Here is a 17,990-nt window from a genome sequence, read left to right as displayed (position 1 = left end):
CGGCTAATCCTCCAGCCTGTAGCCGATCTTGTAGATCGTCTTGATGTGCTCCTGCAGACCGAGCTTCTTCCTTAATGACTTAATATGCATATCGACGGTTCTCGTCTCGCCGTAGAAATCGCCGCCCCACACCTTCTCGATGAACTGCTCCCGCGACAAGGCGATGTTCTTATTTCTGATCAGAACGATCAGCAATTCATACTCCTTCGGTGTGAGCTCAGCAACCGTATCGTGCGTCGTCACTTCACGCTTGTCCAAGTATACTCGAATATGGTGAAAGGCAATGACCGAATCTTCCTTGCCGTAACGCCTTAATACCGTCTCGATACGCGCCAGCAGTTCGATCGCCTCGAACGGCTTGACCATGTAGTCGTCCGCTCCCAGCTTCAAGCCGCTTACCTTGTCGAACACCGACTCCCTAGCCGTTAAGAAAATAACCGGAACTTCCAGCGGCCTTATCTTCTCCATCAGCTCGAATCCGTCCATACGGGGAATCATCACATCGAGCAGGATCAGGTCGAACTTGCCGCTGCGGATCGTCTCCAGCGCTTCAATGCCATCATACGCCTGTTCGGTCTCATATCCGACGATCGTCAAATTCATCTTAATAATATTCGAAATCGAGCTATCGTCCTCGACGATAAGTATTCGCTTATTCATTGCCTGTTCATGCCTCCAATTCACATCCCGCAAGCAATCGCTGCTACACTCCCAACATAGCATAATTTCACAGGAAAGAGAAAGAGCCGCCCCGCAAGCCTAATAGCTATAGGGACAGCCCATATGGTTAATCGGTGTTAGGATGCAGCCTGCTCGCCGACCAGCTTCCAGTCCGATTGGGTGTAATTGCCCATATGCCACAAGGACACGCCCTTCAGACCGTAATACTTCGCGAGCCATAGCTTCTTCGCTATACTTTGCGTATCTTCATAAAATAGTTCATGACTGCTGCTCGTATCCGCGAAAGTCGCTTTGGTCACGAAATAAGGCATCGGCCATGAGATCTTCACTCCTGACATCGCCAGCCGCTTTTCTACATCCGTGATGGCTGGGCTGAGCACAGATCCGGTGACGCCATTCGTCGTTACCCACTGATTCGCCTGCTTGGAGATGCCCAGCACGAGCTTCTCTCTCGGTATAACCTTCAGCGCCGTGGCCACCGTATCGTTAACGAGCGGCAGCGGAGCCGAAGGCAGCTTGCTCGCGTCATGGGTGAAGTCATAAGCCATCAGTATAACGGTATCTGCCAGCTTGCCGATCTCCTTCAAATCATAGCCTTTGTAATAATGGATCGGAGGCACGGCCACGGACAATGTGCGTGAGCCTAACTGAGCCTTCAACGCTTGCAGGAATCGCACGTAATCTGCCGCGCTTGCCGCATCCTTCAAGCCTTCGAAGTCGATGCTCACGCCGGTGAACGAGTAAGCTGGATCGTTCACGGTCGCTACCAACGATTCGATAAAGGCAGCTTGTGCAGGCAGATCCTTCAAGAAGTCTGCCAGCTTGCTGCTGCCGTCTGCGAATACCATTAGCTCCTTCGAGAGCCCCGCTGCATCGGCCGCAGCAATGACCTCCTCGTAACCGTTCGGAATGCGATTGACCGTCGCGCTCGTATTCAGCTTAGCCGTTCCCGCAGTGCTATACTCTAAGTGCGACCAACCAAAGATTACATTCGCGAGCTTGTCCATCTGATTAATCGCAGGATAAGATTGAACCGCATAATAGCCGGTAAAATCAACCTTCTGCTCGGATATCCGCTTGTCTAATAGTCGATAAATAACAGCCGCCGCCTGCTTGCGAATAAGCGGCTCGGCCGGCTTAAAGCCGCTTGAATCGCCCTCCATAATGCCGCGGTGCGCCGCATAGTATACATAAGGTTGTATAGCAGTCGTTATACTGGAATGATCCTTGAAGGCTCTTGCATCCCGTTCCTTCTTCCACTCCGTGGACAACCATTGCTTCCTTGTCTCTTCCTTCTCCGACTCCAGCAGCGACTGCCCTACCAGCATCGCAACCTCTTGTCTCGTAATCGTCTTCGTTGGTTGGAACAATCCCTTGCTATCTAATAAACGATCGAGCCATCCACGTTCATAGGCAACCGAAATGAACGGCGCAGACCAACGATTTTTCGCCACATCGCCAGGTAGTCGGGACGCGGCAGCAGCGCTCGTATCCAATTGAGCCGCCGTGACGAGCAGCTTAATGAACGCTTCCCTCGATAAGTCGGCTTCCGGTCGATAGGTTCGATCCTCGTAACCGCTAATAATGCCCAGCGCCGATAACGTATAGATGGACTCCTTCGAATAATCATCTTTTTCGTCTTTGAAGGGCTGGAGCTGTACGTCATAGGCGAACGTTTGATTTGCGAACAGCAGTACAAATATAAATACAAGCAGACTTGCTTTCCTAATCATGATAATCTCCTCTCTTAGGTACGACTCTATTATAAACGACCTAGAGAGGTTAATAGTTTCATATTCAAATGGCCAGAGGAAAACTTACTTTTCTTTACCTCTGTACATCAAGATTAAAGCAAGGATAAAGACAATAAGAACCAAGGACATCGTATTCGTGATCAAGAATGCATAACCAACGCCATCGAGCGCTAAGCTAACCGCATAGACCTCCATAAGTCCGATGCCGGCGAATAGCAGCCAGAACGTTTTCTGATTCAAGTCCTTCACCGATTTTGTTCGGATGATTTGCGCAATTTGCGGAATCCATCCGAACGAAAGAATAACGCCTCCGATAATCTGAAACAGGGCAAAGAGCATCCGATCCCCTCCAAATGAAGCTTATGCATCAATAACCCATTTCGTGACGAACGCCCGCCAAAACGGAAAAAGCCGTGCAGCAACAAAATTAACTGCACGGCTCAGGGTATTCGGCTTAAGGATGCAATGGGAAAGTCAAATCCAAAATTTCTAGTAAACAAACTATTTCTGTTGATGCAATATCGCGTAACCGTACGCAGGAAGCTCATAGCTCAATTGACCTTGCGAAGTAACCACTTCTTTCCCAGACATGACATCAGTCCATGCTTCCCCGGATACAGTGGTCCGTAAGGTTGAAGCGGTCTGCGAACGATTAATAAGGATCACGAAAAGATCCCGGTCGTCTCGACGCTCATATATTAAATGCTGATCGTTGTCCTGGTCAGATACAAAGGTCAGTGTTCCATCTTGCAGGGCAGCATATTGGTGACGCAAGGAGATGAGCCGCTTGAAAAACTGAAGCAAATCGCCGTTCTGCTTCTCCGGATCCCATTCCATACATTTGCGATTATCGGGATCATATCCTCCATCCATACCGATCTCATCGCCGTAATAGATACAAGGCGCGCCCGGGAACGTAAGCTGGAACAACGTTGCGAGCTTCAGCCGCTCTAAGTTGCCGCCGCAAAGCGTGAGCAATCGTACCGTATCATGACTGCCGAGCAAATTAAAGGCAACTTCATTTACTTGTCTCGAATAGCTGGTCAATTGCCCGCTGAGCCTATTAACGAGCTCCGATGCACCGATTCGATTGTGGGCAAAGAAATCGAGACACGCTTTTGTGAAGGGATAATTCATGACCGCATCGAATTGATCGCCAAGCAACCATGGCAAAGAATCATTCATAATTTCCCCTAAAATATAGGCTTCCGGATTAACAGCCTTTACCGTTTGTCGGAACTCTCTCCAGAAGGCATGATCCACCTCATTCGCTACATCGAGTCTCCAACCGTCGATTCCCACTTCTTCAATCCAATACGTTGCGACTTTCAGAAGATACGCTTTCACTTCGGCGTTCTCTGTATTCAACTTCGGCATGATCGGTTCGAAGGCGAACGTGTCATAGGTCGGCAGGCCATCCTTCACGGTGAGCGGCCATTCGCGTATGTGGAACCAATCGGCGTAAGGGGAAGAGGCTCCCTTTTGCATGACATCGACAAAAGGTTCAAACGTGTGACCCGAGTGATTGAATACGGCGTCAAGCAATACCCGCATTCCTCGTTCATGGCACGCTTTCACGAGCTGCTTCAACGTATCATTCGTGCCGAAATGCGGATCGACTTTCAAATAATCCTTCGTATCGTATTTATGGTTAGTCGTTCCTTCGAATACCGGATTCATATAAATCGCGTTAATGCCAAGCGCGCTCACATAATCAAGATGATCGATAATGCCTTGCAGATCGCCGCCAAAAAAGTTATGGGGAGTTGGCTTGCCGCCCCATTGCTCAGTCCCTTCAGGATCATTGGACGCATCTCCGTTCGCGAACCGCTCCGGAAATATTTGATAAAACACGGCTTTCTTCACCCATGCCGGCGGCTTATGAACATCAGCAGGATTTAGGAACGGGAAATCGTATAAGCCTTCATAAAAAATGACCGGCGGTTCGTCAAAAAGGCCTTTCTCCGATAAGTAGACTGTTCTTTCACCATCATTCAAGGCAAAATAATAAGCTACCCTGCGCAGCTTCGGCTGTATGGCAGCCTCCCAATAATCGAACTTACCGTCAGATACCCAATGAACCATGGGGATACGATCATTTACGTGCTCCCAGCTATATTTGTCGCCATAATAAAGAGTAATTTGTTTCATATCCGCTTTTTTCGTTCGAATTCGGATATGCAGGGTGCGATCATCGTAAGCATAGGTCCAATTAAATTTGGAACGGTGGTAAATCGCTTCTTCATTCATACTCTTGGGCACTCTCCTTAGAATTAGGTAGATTAAGACAACGCAAAAAAGGGCCCAACCGCGTATACACGAGGTTGAACCCAAATGGTTACATTGCCTTTAATTTCCACAAATTTAACATAGGAATATCGTTACGTCAACACTTTTTCTTATTTGCTCGTTGCGCTTCTCTTGGCAAACCACTCTGACTTCGGCTTGCGCACTGGCCTCGCCTTAGATCCGTCAGACTTGGATGCTGCCGGCTTTGCATAGTTCGATTTGGATGCTGGCGGTCTAGCGCCAGCCGGTTTCGAAGCTTTTGGCTTAGCTGCTGCCGCCGCTGCTGCTATCGCAGCTTTGGTAACAGGTTTATTCCGCATCGGATACGGATGATCTTTCATTTCAGGAATGCTTTTGCCGATCAACTTCTCAATATCCTTCAGGTTCGAAAGCTCCTCCGCCTCGCAGAACGAGATTGCGATTCCGCTATTTCCAGCTCTGCCCGTACGGCCAATACGATGCACGTAGGTTTCCGGAATTTCGGGAAGGTTGAAGTTGAATACATGAGAAAGCTCATCCACATCTATGCCCCGTGCCGCGATATCCGTTGCCACGAGTACTCGCGTTGCGCCATTCTTGAAGTTTCTTAACGCATTCTGGCGATCGTTTTGCGACTTATTGCCATGAATGGCTTGTGCCGTAATTCCTGCGTGAGATAGATCTCGCGTAACGCGGTCGGCACCGCGTTTCGTCCGAGTAAATACCAACGCCGAAGCAATCGTTTTATCTTGCAGCAAGTCGTTCAATAACGCTTGTTTTTTCCCGTTTTCCAACAAATAAATCGATTGCTCTATTCGATCAACCGTAGAGGATACCGGCGTGATTTCGACTTTTACCGGATTAATGAGTATCGATTTAATCATTTTCGATATTTCCGGCGGCATCGTTGCCGAGAAGAAAAGGGTTTGCTTCTTACTAGGCATTTTGGCAATAATTCGTTTCACATCATGGATAAAGCCCATATCGAGCATCCGGTCAGCTTCATCAAGCACCAAAATTTGAACATGCTGCAGATCAATACGTTTTTGATTGATGAGATCGATGAGTCGGCCCGGCGTTGCGATAATAATATCCGCGCCTTGTTGAAGCGCACGCTCCTGCTGCTTCTGCGACACGCCGCCAACGATAGCGCAACAACGGATATCGGTATACTGGCTATACGCCTTAATGTTGTCGGCAATTTGAATAGCCAACTCCCTTGTCGGAGTCAATATTAATGAGCGAATGCGGCGTCCCGTGTTCGGACTCGATTTCTGCTCGCTTAACAGCTGAATGATCGGCAAAGAAAACGCCGCCGTCTTTCCTGTACCCGTCTGGGCACAACCAAGTAAATCTCTGCCTTCCAGCACTGCCGGAATCGACTGTTCCTGAATCGGTGTAGGCGTTGTATAGTTCTCTTTGCTTAAAGCTTTTAGTATCGAAGGTGAAAGATTCAAATCGTTAAATGTCATATAGTCTCCTTAGTTATACTTGCCTATATTAGTCACGCAAGCAACTATAATATCCGTTGTAGCGGTCTCCACTAACCGTTTCATTACATCATAACATACAAGTATAGCACAGTGCAGACACTATAAGGACAAAAAACGAAAAAACCGCGCAGCAGCATGCTTCGCGGTCTTAGTTCTCATATAAAAACCTATAATGGCTGTACGCTGAATGTCGTTACCAGTTTGTGCGCGGCCCCTGAATGGAATCCGTAGCGCGGTCAATATCGTTCATCATATCTTTAATGCGATTCAGCCCTTGCTCAAGCTGTTTCTGATGGGAATCGAGACGATGAGCAAGCGATCTGATTTGCACTTGAGTCGGAGCTTGGGGAGCATTCGATAGCTCGATCAGCTCTTTCTCCAATGCATCAATACCAATCAAGCCTGTTCCAAGCATTTCGATGCCGAACTTGGCTTTGTCAGCCAGATGGTCGATTCTTAGCGCGGTTTCCTTCGCTTGCTGGTTTCCCCATCCACCCATGTAGTTGTTCTGGCCAACCGGCGGTGTGTAATCGCTCATTATGACGAGCCTCCTTATTTCTGATATTTATCAGTGATCTCGTCGATCTTATTCGTCAGCTTGTCGATTTCGTCTGTCAAGCTATCGATTTCGTTCGTCAGCTTGTCAACATCCTTGATGTTGCGTTGAACTTCGTCGATATTGCCTGTTGCAGCGATCACTTTGGACATGACCTCTTGTGCAATGGAAGTAACAAGAACCTGAACATGGTCAGGAGCGTTCTGTCCCACTTGCCCGACCAGCCTGTCGATCAGCGGCTTTACTTGAGACAATGTCGTCGCGGCATTCGTTAATTCACGGCCGCAAGAGTTGAGCTCGGAGTCGATTTTGTCAGCGACACGGTCAATCTTGGATTGTGTAATCTGATCAATTTCTCTAACTACTTTATCGATATCATTCGCCATTTCACGTACTGCGCCTTTTCCTACTAACATGGACTACTCCTCCAGTTTGTTGACAAATTCTTGAATCACCTCCAATTATAAAGGAGAAGACCTTGCTCTTCAATCCAAATAAGGGAAATCACATCTTTTATTTAGGAGGTTAAATAAGCAGCGGCATACAAGAAAACTAAGGGGCGCAGCCTATTCCAGGCCCGCCCCTCATGATCATGCGTATCGGTTGTATATTCGGTACAGAAACATTGCCGCTTCCGCGCGAGTCGTCAGCGCTTGCGGGTTCAGCTTGCCTCCCGATCCAGAGATAAGTCCCTCTTGGACTAGAGCTGCCATGCTTGCTTGCGCATATCCGGCAATATCAGCATTGTCGTTGTAGCCATCAAGGACTGCGGTATCAGCCGCTGCCGCTAGTCCTTTCACCTTCTCTAGCGCGCGAGCCGTCATCGCCGCCATGTCTTGCCTTGTGATATTGTCCTGCGGACGGAATTCATTGCCGCCGCTTCCCGTAATAATCCCCAGCTGCTTCGCAACGCCCAGCGCTTCGTAATAATAAGCGTCCAGCGAAACGTCGGCGAAGTTGCCTTCGAATGCCGCACTCAGTCCTAATGTTCTGACCAGCAGCACGACATAATCGGCTCTAGTAATCTGTGCTTTAGGAGCAAAGGCTTCTGTCGTGATTCCGTTAATGATGCCTTTGGAGGCCATTATTTCTATCGCTTGCTTTGCCCACTCCGCTTGGTTCAAATCGTCGAAAGTACGTTTGGCGTAGGCTACCCCGTATGCGCTGAAGTGTGTCGTAACAAAGGTAACGGTTCCGCTCTTCGCATCGTAACGCCCGCTCGGAATCGAGATCACGTTGCCGCTGCCGTCGATATACCAGATAACGATATGCTCAGGGTTCTCCAGCTCCTTCGCTGTTGGCGCATATGGAATGGTAATACGAACAGGTGCATTCGGATTGCTCCATGGCACCTTCACTCCATTCAGCTCTAACGTCAACTCCACCAACGGGCGATCACCAATTGCTGCAGCCGTCTCAGGTGACAAACCCGACTTATTGCCTTCGCCAATCGTAATGCCCGCGGTCTTCCCTTCCGTATTCGCCGTGTCCTTCAGCATATCGGCTGGAACCGTGATACTCCCCGCATCGGTCTCGAATACGAGCTCGCCTTCACCCGTCGTACCTGTGAGCATATTAGCAGGCACCTCAACCGTGTAGCGGTCTACGCCTGGAATGACCGGCATTTGGACTAACGTCGGATTTACTGTGGCGAAAATAGACTTAGCCTGCTCTCTGGTAAGCACTAAAGTAGCGCGGCCTGCTGCAGTATCCACTTTCACTGGTAATTTCGCTTCACCGGCAGCGCTGGCGAGCGTCACTTCATATTCAGGCAGGGCAGGCGGGATACTTCCCCCGCCGCTGCTTCCGGCTGGACGAGTTACGGTCAGCGTCACCGTAAAGGTATCCGCAGAGTCCGTCAATCCGTCATTTGCTCTGAACACAAGCGTCATTGTACCCGCAGAAGTAGGTGTATACGTATACGGGCTGACTACCGTTATTGCGGCAGCGCCCTTAATAGACACTTTATAAGTCAAATCATCGTCATCTGCATCCTCGAAGATCGCTGCCAGATCGATCGTATACGGATCATTCACCGTTATGGCTGCCGCCGCCGTCGCGTTTGCATCAGCTTTGCGCGAAGGCAGAGAATTAACGGACAGCTCCAACGTATACGTGTCTGCAGAATCGATGGTGCCATCGTTGGCTGTGAATACGAGCGTCACCGTTGCTGTCGTCATTGGCGTGTAGGAATAGGTGCTTGCTGCCGCCACTGCCGTCGCCCCGTTAACGGAAACTAGGTAAGAAAGAGCATCCCCGTCCGTATCCTCGAAGATCGTCGCTAGATTCAATGTATAGAGCGTATTTACCGTCACGGTCGCCTCAGCCGCTGCGCTAATTCCCCCCCGGCGAACGGGAACGGTATTGGCTGTCAGCTCAACCGTATACGTATCTGTCGAATCCGCCATTTCGTCATTGGCCGTGAACGCTAGCGTCGTTATGCCTGCCGCCGTCGGCGTATACGAATAATTGCTGTCGGCAGCTGCCGCCGTTGCTCSGTTMACGGACACCTTATAGGTCAAATCATCATTGTCTTCGTCTTCAAAAATGGTAGCGAGATCGAGCGTATACGCTGTATTGACCATCACCGTTGCTTCTGCCGTAGCGGTCTTGTCCCCTTGTCGGTCAGGTTTTCGATTCACCGTCAGCTCCACCGTATACGTATCATTCGAAGCCTCTTCCTCATCGCTGGCCGTGAAGACCAGCGTCACTGCATCGGCCGTAACCGGCGTGTAAGAATAGGTCTCGGAAGCCGCTACAGCCGCCTCGCCTCCTACAGATACTTTATAACTAAGCGGGTCGCCGTCCGCATCCTCGAAGATCGCCCCGAGGTTAAGCGTATATGGCGTATTTAGCGTCACTTTGGCTTCTACCGTCTCCGCTGCGTCTCCTTTGCGGTTCGGTTTGTTGTTTGGAGCCTCGATAATGGCCACGACAAAATCCTTGGTTCGTACCGTACCTCCTGCAATCGAGATCGTCGCAGTAAGCGTCACTTCATGGTCGTCATCGGTTGCCCTGGTCACAGCGCCTGTAGACGTATTGATGTAACCGGATTGTGATGCGCTCCATGTAATAGAAGAGCCAAAGTCGCCTGTCGCAGGTAGAACGAGATCCTCCGTTACATTCAATGCCGTGCTGTTAGCCCCCTTGATGACATCCCAAGTCAAGCTCAAATAATCGATAGCAGTAGATTCGTCAGCTGAATATGGCTGCCAATCGAGTGCCGGATACGTGAATCCGTCCACGATTCTCCATGCATGATCGAAATCCCATGAGCCGAAGGTTAGCTGCTGCTTCAACTGCTCGGCAGTCTTAGGCGATCCGCCAAATGACGAAGCCCCGCTCCCGGTCAAGTAATAGCTATCGTTAATACTGCCTGCCCCCTGCTTAAAACCGATCAGACCGCCGTTGGCATCCGTTCCGCCGCTGGCGCTGCCTGTGCTGTAGCTGTCATTGACGTCGCCTTCATTGTTCATTCCGATGAAGCCGCCAACGAATACAGCGGAGCTGCCGCTTGCATTGCCTGTACTGTAGCTGTTGTTTATCGTACCGCCAGCTTTATAGCCGACCAAACCGCCAGCCATGCCTCCCGAGCCAGTGTGGGTATTACCCGTGCTATAGCTGCCGCTGATATCGCCGGAACTTCTGCCGACTAAGCCACCTGCAGTTGCGCTGGCGTTTCCTCTCACCTGCCCTGTTGCGTAGCTGTTGATAATGAAACGTCCTGGGCGATTATATCCAACCAACCCGCCTGGCGATCCACTTGCCTCTAGCGTTACCGCAACGGAGCTTGAGCTTTCCCTTACCGTTGCTTCGTTCACTCCGGACAAGCCACCGGTATAAACGTTATTATTATTCAGAACTATAGTACCGCTTGTGCTGCTTCCTTCTATATCGCCGTAATTTGCTCCGATTAGACCGCCCACGCCATATACGGTGCCGCCGCTGGTTGTGATCGCAATTGCACTTGAGCTTTGACTGACCTTCCCTTCACTAAGGCCGACTATGCCGCCGATCGAATTCCCTTCTGTGAAGAAAATGGAGCCGCTGCTGCTGCTGTCAACGATATCCGCTCCCGAATAAGTATGACCTGCCAAGCCGCCTACGTACGAATTTGACCCTGAAGCTTGAATCGTAAATTGCTCTAGAGTCACATCGTTAAGCGAAGCCCCGATATTCAATTCCGAGAACAAGCCTATACTCTGAGCAGAAGATACAATCGTCATATTCGAGATCGTAAAGCCATTGCCGTCGTAATGCCCGCTAAACAATCCTAGCGGAGTCCAATTGTCGCCAGTCAGATCAATAGGGGCGATCTGCTGGAAGTACGCTCCCGGACCAGGCAACGTGACACGACCCAACTCAGCCGCACTGGACACTTTATAAGGATTTTCGGCGGTGCCGTCTCCCCCTGAGAAATTCGTCGTATCCTCTGCCGCGTGCGCAGTGCTTGGCGGCAATCCCACTGCCAGCAGTAAGCTTGCGAACAAGCTGAGTGCTAATAGCATAGCTGTCGTTCTTCTTAATCTTGCGATCATCATCTTAATTCCTCCCATTCCCTATTCGTCGTGCCATCCTCGCTTGTGCCTACTAACCTAAGTGTAACGAGGACAAATAAAAGAATAATGAAAGAATGGATCGAATAATGACGCAAAACCGCGAAGCTTCAAGGCTTCGCGGTTTTTTTATACTCACTATGATGATCAAATTCGGAAGAACGCAGTCGCCGTCCTCGTCGTTGCCTGGGCGACCACCTCTTCAGGCTGCCCGACGCAGTGCGCCACGGTGCGCAGAATGTGCTGCAGGAATGCAGGCTCATTGCGCCCGCCAGCCGGCTTTTCCTTCAAATCACGCGGTGTCAGGAACGGCGCATCCGTCTCGATCATTAGCCGGTCCAGTGGAATCATTCGGACGAGTTCTCTCAGATGTTTGCCTCTTCGCTCATCGCATATCCAGCCCGTAATCCCGATATGGAGCCCCATTTCGAGATAGGCTTTAAGCTCTGCTTGTGTACCTGTAAAACAGTGGACAACCGCATTCTTCACCTCACATTCCTTAAGCATTCCGATAAAATCCGTAAATGCTTCCCGGTCATGCAGAAATAACGGCATGTCCAGCTCATGCGCCAATCGAATCTGCTCGCCAAACCACTTTCTCTGGACATCGCGCGGCGAGAAATCACGGTTATAGTCTAGACCGCATTCCCCAATGGCAACAACCTCAGGGTTCGCCGCCAATTGTCGCAGCTTAGCTATCGTCTGCCCGTCGCAGCTCTTGGCGTCATGGGGATGGACACCCGCAGTAGCATATAGCTTCCCTGGGTAACGGCTCGCATAACGAGCTGCTTCCGAGCTGCTCCTCAAGCTCGTTCCAGTAAGGATCAAGGGACCGACCTGATTAGCCTCCGCCCGCTCCACGACCAGCTCGCGATCCTGATGAAACGAACGATGCATCAGGTTGACTCCTATATCGATAATTCGGTTATTCATGGTTTGCACTCACCTTTTCCTCCAAGCTCCATACAGAACAGCATGCCGAAGGAACTCTTCGTTTACCGACTTTGCTTTGTTACGATTATAAACGATTAGGAGCGGATGGGGATGGGAAATAAAAGTTAGAAAAAAATAATGCAGAGTAAGCTCCAATCACAAAAAAACAGCATCCCTCATCTCGAGGAATGCTCCTTTTTCATTGCCGCTCGTAACGCGCGTCTGACTTTTCTAGCGAATGCAAGCGGTTTGTCCACGGCTTCAATATTGATATAAATTAAACGTGGCTGCTCGAATAGCCATTCATTGTGGACAGAAGACACCTTAATGCCTTGATTGCGAATAGCCTTAATAAATCGATTCACTTCCGTTTGCAAGAAAGCTGCTCTACCCAAACAGAGGGCCTTGCCTGTTCTTACATTCAATGACTCGAACGAGAAAGAGGACGTAACTCGAAACCTTTTCCTTAGAATCTTGCCTTTTATTTCATTGCGATTAATAGTAGAGACACATTTGCCTCCGGCAAAGCCGGATTCCCCTCCGATAATCCTTGAGAACTGATCACATAACGATTCATTTATGGGCATAAAGCTATTCCTCCCCTGTTTTCAATTATGGTATGAATGCATGGACAGGATTGAACCGGATAAATAACTAGAATAGAGTTGCTATATTTACTGTAAAAAAGAGTTCTGAATCACTGACACACTATTGTCAGACATTGTTGCTTACAATGAAGTCAACAACAAAAACATTGGAGGAAAGAACGATGAATACAACCCAAACACTAAGAGGATTTGCAACAATCAGCTACTGGGCAGAAGATATGGAGGCTGCGTCGAAATGGTACGCGGAGCTGCTTGGAATTGCGCCTTACTTTGAACGGTCGGGACCCGATGGCAAGCTCGTCTATGCCGAGTTCCGCGTTGGCGACTATCAGCATGAGCTGGGATTGATTAATCGCAAATATGCTCCTCCCCAAGCAACAGCCGGCTTTGGCGGTTCCATTATGTACTGGCATGTGGATGATATTGATGCGACAGTAAGCCGACTGAAAGCGATGGGAGCTGCGGAGTACGAACCGATTCAACACCGCGGGGAAAGCTTCATCACGGCTTCGGTTATCGATCCGTTCGGTAACGTGTTAGGCATCATGTACAATCAGCATTACTTGGACATGTTGAACTTCATGAAGGGCGATCGAAACCATGATCATTGATAACATCGTACATGTAGAAAGTCGGCAAGAGTGGCGGCAATGGCTAAGCGACAATCATGGTACGGAAGATTATTGTTGGATAGTTACAAATGATTACTCCTTACACTACGTGGATTTCGTTGAAGAAGCGTTATGTTTCGGTTGGATTGACAGCACGAAGAAAAAAATGAACGACACGCAGACAGCGCAGCGATTTTCACCTCGCAGAAATAAGAGCAAATGGACCGAGCTCAATAAAGAGCGCGTCCGCCGTACGGAGAAACTAGGTTTAATGACGGAGGCAGGACGTAAAGTTCTGCCTGATATGAGTGCTGAATCCTTCGTTATTCATGAAGATATATTAGCTCAATTACGCGAGGACGAAGTGCTCTATGAGAACTTTCAAGGCTTGCCCGAGCTCTATGTCCGTATTCGGATCGACAATATCCAGTCCGTGCGCCAAGACGCTGCCTTGTTTCAAAATCGATTAGCCAAATTTATCGAGCATACCTGTACTAACAAAATGTATGGGCAATGGAATGATAATGGGCGACTTGTTGGCGATTAGAACGGGTTCCGAAGCCTCGAAAGATAATCAGGGCATTCCCTCCCATTTAGACAAGTTTTACTTCACCGTCTGAACAGGTATACTAAAACTACAATAAATGAGGAGGTGCTGCCTGTGAGCTACGAGAGCTATTTTCGGAACAAAAAGGAACAACATCTGGATGAGTTGAAGCAATTTCTAACGATACCGAGCATCTCGGCATTGTCCGAGCATAAGAACGATATGATTGATGCCGCGAAATGGGTGGCTGACAAGTTGGAGACAGCCAGCCTGCAGAAGGTCGAGATCATTCCCACGAAAGGTCATCCGATCGTATATGCCGAGCATTTAGGCGCGCCTGGCAAACCGACCGTACTTATCTACGGTCACTATGACGTGCAGCCCGTTGATCCGCTGCATCTCTGGGACACCCCTCCATTCGAACCAACCATCCGCGGCGGCAAGCTGTATGCGCGCGGCGCAACGGATGATAAAGGACAGCTGTTCCTACATATGAAAGTAATTGAAGCGCTTTTGGAGCAAGAAAATGACCTTCCGGTAAACGTGAAGATTTGCATCGAAGGCGAAGAGGAGATTTCAAGCCCGAATCTGCCTGCTTTTATGAAGGAGCATGCCGACAAGCTGGCTGCGGATGTCGTGCTTATATCTGACACCTCGCTTCTAGCTCCGGGAAAACCGGCTATTTCGACGGGCTTGCGCGGACTTTGCTCGCTTGAAGTCGCGATCACGACTGCCAATACCGATCTGCATTCCGGCACATTCGGCGGCGGCGTTCCGAACGCGCTGCATGCGCTCGTATCTCTGCTCGCTTCCCTGCATGACGACCAAGGACGAGTCGCGGTTGACGGCTTCTACGAAGGCGTGCCGGAGCTCTCCTCGGACATGCGCGCGGAATTTCTCAAGCAAAATCACAATGACGAGCAGTTACGAAGCAATCTTGGTCTCGAAGCCCTCTACGGGGAAGAAGGCTATTCCTTCGTTGAGCGGACGGGCGCAAGACCGACGCTTGAGCTGAACGGCGTTTATGGCGGCTTCCAAGGCGAAGGCACAAAAACCGTCATCCCGAAGGAAGCTCATGCCAAGATCACCTGCCGTCTCGTCGGTGATCAGGATCCCGCGCTCACCCTTGATCGGATTACGGCACATCTGGAGTCCCATGTCATGCCCGGAGCGAAGCTGGTCATTCGACGCGGTGAACAAGCCCGCGCATTCAATATGGATCCTTCGCATCCAATGCTGCAGAAGGCAGCGGACGCTTATGAGCAAGTATACGGCACTCGTGCGCTGTTCACGAAGGACGGCGGTTCTATTCCGATCGTCGAGACGTTCTCTCGCATCCTGCAAGCTCCCGTCGTCATGATGGGCTTCGGCCTCCCGGACGAAAACCTGCACGCGCCGAACGAGCATTTCAATCTCGAGAATTTCGACAAAGGCTTGCTTACGATCGTAGCGTTCTTGAAACAGCTTTAATTTTGAGATGCCTTAGCCTTTTGAGTGGATTTTGTGCAGTCAAATGGCTGGAAACGATACGATATCGGAGTTTGGTTGGATTTTATACAGTCAAATGGACGGTGAAACCCTGCTGCGGCTAAAATGCCGGTTTTGACTGTATGTTTTCCACTCAAAATCGCTTAACAGACGATTGGGACCGATTAGACTGTATGAAATTCATGAAAATATCCCGTTTATACAACGCGAGAGGACCTCGAACTCCACTTTAAAGTGAAGTCCGAGGTCCTTTTTCCACGAAAATATTTGGTTCATGGAGTGGAGTCCGACAGCTCCAGCCATAAGGCCATAAGCGCATCGAGCTTGGACTGTGCCTCTTCCCTGTCGTGCCATTTGGCTTCAAGGCGTGCGGTATCGCCGCTATGATCAAGCTGGTGCAATTCTATATCCGCAAGAGCTAGTTCCTCTTCCATAACGGCAATCTCGAGCTCTACCTGCTCGCGCTTTCGTTCGTTATGGCGCTCCGAGCCGCCTGGAGCCTCTTTAGCTTCCTTCGGCTTCGGCAGCAGCACCACGGGGGCAGATACCTGCCTTTCTCCGCGTTTCACCTTATAGTCATCGTAATTGCCGAGATAAGCGGTAATCTTGCCTTGCTCCAGCTCCCATACGCGCTTCGCAAGTCGATTAATGAAATATCGGTCATGGGAAATCGCCAATATCGTGCCTGGAAATTGCTCAAGCGCTTCCTCAAGCGCTTCCCGCGAGGCGACATCGAGATGGTTCGTCGGCTCATCCAGCAGAAGCAAGTTCGGCTTCCGCCTCACCAGCAAGGCTAAGCGCAGGCGCGACCATTCGCCTCCCGAGATCATGTGCAGCGGCTTGAACACGTCGGCGCCATAGAACAAATATTGAGCCAGCACGCTTCTTGCCTCCCCTTCCTCCAAGCCTCCCTCGATGCGGAAATAATCGAGTACCGTCAGCTTCTGATCGCTCACCGGCTCCTGCTGCGCCAAATAACCGATCTCCACGCGCGCTCCCAGCTCCATCTTGCCGGCATCCGGTTCCATGACGCTCTGAAGCAGCTTGAACAGCGTCGTTTTTCCCGATCCGTTGTCTCCGAGCAGCATGACCTTCTCGCCGTACATCAGACTTCCCTCTGCTCCATTCAAAATCGCTTTTCCTCCGAATTGCTTCATCACGCCTTCGAATGCGAGGACCTTTCGACCGGATCGCTCAAGAGGAGACAGCTCGAAATCCGCCGTTTTCCGCTCCAAGACGGGACGTTTCACGGTCTCCATCCTCTCCAAGGCTTTGCGGATCGAGGCTGCCCGTTTGAAAAACTTCTCGTTTCCTCCGATGCGCCCCCATTCCTCCAGCTGTCGAATCGTTTCTTTCATTTTTTTGATCGCCTTCTGCTGCTCTTGATATTGAGCGAACTGCTGCATAAGACGCTCTTCCTTCTCCTTGATGTACCCGCTGTAGTTGGTGAGGTACGTATGAGCTTCGCCATCCTCCAGCTCGATCATCTTCGTTCCCACGGCATCGAGGAAATAACGATCATGCGACACGATCACGCATGCGCCTTCGTAACGCTGCAGAAACTGCTCGAGCCACTCGATTCCTTTAAGATCCAGATGATTCGTCGGTTCGTCCAGCAGCAGCAAGGCCGGACGAACGACCAGCTGGGACGCCAGAACAATACGAGTCTTCTCTCCCCCGGACAAGCTGCCGAACTTCCGCCCGTCATTGCGCCGATCGATTTGCAATCCGCTCGCCACTTGATCAATAGCCGTATCCATCTCGTAGCCGCCGCCTCGTTCAAAGCGCTCTTGCGCAAGGGCATAAGCCTCCAGCAATCTCTCCATCTCTTCCGAATTCGATGCAGCTTCAGAGCCGGACATTCGCTCCTCCAGCTCCGACATTTCCCGCTGCGTGACCATAAGCTCCCGAACTCCGTAAGCGAGCACCTCATAAACGGTAAGCTCTTCGAATTCCGCGGGAATTTGCGGCAAGTAGCCGATTCGCAAATCCTTCTTGACGGTCAGCATCCCCTCGTCGATCCCATCATGACCCGATATAAGCCGAAGCAGCGTCGATTTACCGCTGCCGTTGCAGCCGATCAGACCGACCTTTTCACTCTCTTGAAGCTGCAGCGTCACCCCGTCCAAAACAAGGTTCGCCGCATGGTATTTTTTTATACGTTGAATGTTCACTATTATCATTTAAAGAGCCTCCTGTTGGATGAAGACCCTCCTTGCGTACACAAAAAAAGAGCCGCGGCAACAAGCCCGCGACCCTCTGGACAATAAAACAATCCGTTGTGGTTAAGGTAGGCGTCTTCTCGCGAATGGTTCAAACGTATGATCGTAATTGGACAGACTGATCCCGTTCGCGGAAAATGCATGAACAATGCCAGCCGTTGCAATCGGCAGCTGGCTAATACGGTTGTTGGCCATTTCGTGATTCACCTACCTCACCCCCTTCACATTAATAATTCTACGTTACCATAATCCAAGGTACGATGGCAACCGGGC

15 protein-coding genes are annotated in these 17,990 nt (G+C 50.2%); 3 read left to right on the top strand and 12 right to left on the bottom strand.

What is annotated here, in order from left to right; translation table 11 throughout:
• Positions 1 to 3: 3 nt before the first annotated feature.
• The 10 genes from AC1DF0_RS24095 to AC1DF0_RS24050 all read right to left on the bottom strand — a co-directional run bounded on the left by AC1DF0_RS24095 (position 4) and on the right by AC1DF0_RS24050 (position 12,828).
• A complete protein-coding gene (locus AC1DF0_RS24095; protein WP_477575582.1) occupies positions 4 to 660 on the bottom strand; it encodes a response regulator transcription factor in 657 nt (218 codons plus the stop codon).
• Positions 661 to 797: 137 nt separating this feature from the next.
• Positions 798 to 2,414, bottom strand: a complete 1,617-nt coding sequence (locus AC1DF0_RS24090; RefSeq protein WP_477575581.1) for a glycosyl hydrolase family 18 protein — start codon at positions 2,412 to 2,414, stop codon at positions 798 to 800.
• An 84-nt stretch (positions 2,415 to 2,498) separates the two neighbouring features.
• Positions 2,499 to 2,774 carry a PQ-loop domain-containing transporter gene (locus AC1DF0_RS24085; protein WP_477575580.1) on the bottom strand — a complete coding sequence of 92 codons (276 nt, stop codon included), beginning with the start codon at positions 2,772 to 2,774 and terminating at the stop codon, positions 2,499 to 2,501.
• Positions 2,775 to 2,936: 162 nt separating this feature from the next.
• Positions 2,937 to 4,685, bottom strand: a complete 1,749-nt coding sequence (locus tag AC1DF0_RS24080) for an alpha-glycosidase (RefSeq protein ID WP_477575579.1) — start codon at positions 4,683 to 4,685, stop codon at positions 2,937 to 2,939.
• Between the two features lie 149 nt (positions 4,686 to 4,834).
• Positions 4,835 to 6,175 (bottom strand): DEAD/DEAH box helicase, encoded by a 1,341-nt coding sequence (locus AC1DF0_RS24075; RefSeq protein WP_477575578.1) that lies wholly within the window; start codon positions 6,173 to 6,175, stop codon positions 4,835 to 4,837.
• Positions 6,176 to 6,389: 214 nt separating this feature from the next.
• A complete protein-coding gene (locus AC1DF0_RS24070) occupies positions 6,390 to 6,734 on the bottom strand; it encodes a hypothetical protein (RefSeq protein ID WP_442051440.1) in 345 nt (114 codons plus the stop codon).
• Positions 6,735 to 6,748: 14 nt separating this feature from the next.
• On the bottom strand, positions 6,749 to 7,168 hold the full coding sequence (locus AC1DF0_RS24065; protein WP_442051441.1) for a hypothetical protein: 420 nt from the start codon (positions 7,166 to 7,168) through the stop codon (positions 6,749 to 6,751).
• A 174-nt stretch (positions 7,169 to 7,342) separates the two neighbouring features.
• Positions 7,343 to 11,293 carry an S-layer homology domain-containing protein gene (locus AC1DF0_RS24060; RefSeq protein ID WP_477575577.1) on the bottom strand — a complete coding sequence of 1,317 codons (3,951 nt, stop codon included), beginning with the start codon at positions 11,291 to 11,293 and terminating at the stop codon, positions 7,343 to 7,345.
• 162 nt (positions 11,294 to 11,455) lie between these two features.
• On the bottom strand, positions 11,456 to 12,241 hold the full coding sequence (locus tag AC1DF0_RS24055) for a TatD family hydrolase (RefSeq protein ID WP_477575620.1): 786 nt from the start codon (positions 12,239 to 12,241) through the stop codon (positions 11,456 to 11,458).
• 176 nt (positions 12,242 to 12,417) lie between these two features.
• Complete coding sequence (locus AC1DF0_RS24050; RefSeq protein ID WP_477575576.1) at positions 12,418 to 12,828, bottom strand: DUF1259 domain-containing protein; 411 nt, start codon at positions 12,826 to 12,828, stop codon at positions 12,418 to 12,420.
• Positions 12,829 to 13,010: 182 nt separating this feature from the next.
• Here AC1DF0_RS24050 and AC1DF0_RS24045 point away from each other — a divergent pair, with 182 nt between their 5' ends.
• The 3 genes from AC1DF0_RS24045 (at position 13,011) to AC1DF0_RS24035 (ending at position 15,477) form a co-directional block, all read left to right on the top strand.
• Positions 13,011 to 13,460 (top strand): VOC family protein, encoded by a 450-nt coding sequence (locus tag AC1DF0_RS24045; protein WP_477575575.1) that lies wholly within the window; start codon positions 13,011 to 13,013, stop codon positions 13,458 to 13,460.
• On the top strand, positions 13,450 to 14,007 hold the full coding sequence (locus tag AC1DF0_RS24040) for a YdeI/OmpD-associated family protein (protein WP_477575574.1): 558 nt from the start codon (positions 13,450 to 13,452) through the stop codon (positions 14,005 to 14,007). Before AC1DF0_RS24045 ends, AC1DF0_RS24040 begins: the two co-directional genes overlap by 11 nt.
• Before the next feature lie 114 nt (positions 14,008 to 14,121).
• Positions 14,122 to 15,477, top strand: a complete 1,356-nt coding sequence (locus AC1DF0_RS24035; protein ID WP_477575573.1) for a dipeptidase — start codon at positions 14,122 to 14,124, stop codon at positions 15,475 to 15,477.
• Positions 15,478 to 15,767: 290 nt separating this feature from the next.
• Here the strand turns inward: AC1DF0_RS24035 and abc-f are convergent, their stop codons facing one another.
• Both abc-f and AC1DF0_RS24025 read right to left on the bottom strand, forming a co-directional pair.
• On the bottom strand, positions 15,768 to 17,678 hold the full coding sequence (abc-f, locus tag AC1DF0_RS24030) for a ribosomal protection-like ABC-F family protein (protein ID WP_477575572.1): 1,911 nt from the start codon (positions 17,676 to 17,678) through the stop codon (positions 15,768 to 15,770).
• Between the two features lie 102 nt (positions 17,679 to 17,780).
• Positions 17,781 to 17,924, bottom strand: coding sequence for a hypothetical protein (locus tag AC1DF0_RS24025; protein WP_307206274.1), 144 nt, complete (start codon positions 17,922 to 17,924; stop codon positions 17,781 to 17,783).
• Between the last annotated feature and the right edge of the window lie 66 nt (positions 17,925 to 17,990).

It is taken from the genome of Paenibacillus sp. 05T425 (assembly GCF_056396205.1).
The sequence above is the reverse complement of the archived record's forward strand: the minus strand, read 5'-3'. Positions and strand labels throughout refer to the sequence as shown.

Bases quoted from the DNA above. Each gene is read 5' to 3' on its own strand.
- AC1DF0_RS24095 (WP_477575582.1), bottom strand. From the start codon at position 660: ATGAATAAGCGAATACTTATCGTCGAGGACGATAGCTCGATTTCGAAT.
- AC1DF0_RS24090 (WP_477575581.1), bottom strand. From the start codon at position 2,414: ATGATTAGGAAAGCAAGTCTGCTTGTATTTATATTTGTACTGCTGTTC.
- AC1DF0_RS24085 (WP_477575580.1), bottom strand. From the start codon at position 2,774: ATGCTCTTTGCCCTGTTTCAGATTATCGGAGGCGTTATTCTTTCGTTC.
- AC1DF0_RS24080 (WP_477575579.1), bottom strand. From the start codon at position 4,685: ATGAATGAAGAAGCGATTTACCACCGTTCCAAATTTAATTGGACCTAT.
- AC1DF0_RS24075 (WP_477575578.1), bottom strand. From the start codon at position 6,175: ATGACATTTAACGATTTGAATCTTTCACCTTCGATACTAAAAGCTTTA.
- AC1DF0_RS24070 (WP_442051440.1), bottom strand. From the start codon at position 6,734: ATGAGCGATTACACACCGCCGGTTGGCCAGAACAACTACATGGGTGGA.
- AC1DF0_RS24065 (WP_442051441.1), bottom strand. From the start codon at position 7,168: ATGTTAGTAGGAAAAGGCGCAGTACGTGAAATGGCGAATGATATCGAT.
- AC1DF0_RS24055 (WP_477575620.1), bottom strand. From the start codon at position 12,241: ATGAATAACCGAATTATCGATATAGGAGTCAACCTGATGCATCGTTCG.
- AC1DF0_RS24050 (WP_477575576.1), bottom strand. From the start codon at position 12,828: ATGCCCATAAATGAATCGTTATGTGATCAGTTCTCAAGGATTATCGGA.
- AC1DF0_RS24045 (WP_477575575.1), top strand. From the start codon at position 13,011: ATGAATACAACCCAAACACTAAGAGGATTTGCAACAATCAGCTACTGG.
- AC1DF0_RS24040 (WP_477575574.1), top strand. From the start codon at position 13,450: ATGATCATTGATAACATCGTACATGTAGAAAGTCGGCAAGAGTGGCGG.
- abc-f (WP_477575572.1), bottom strand. From the start codon at position 17,678: ATGATAATAGTGAACATTCAACGTATAAAAAAATACCATGCGGCGAAC.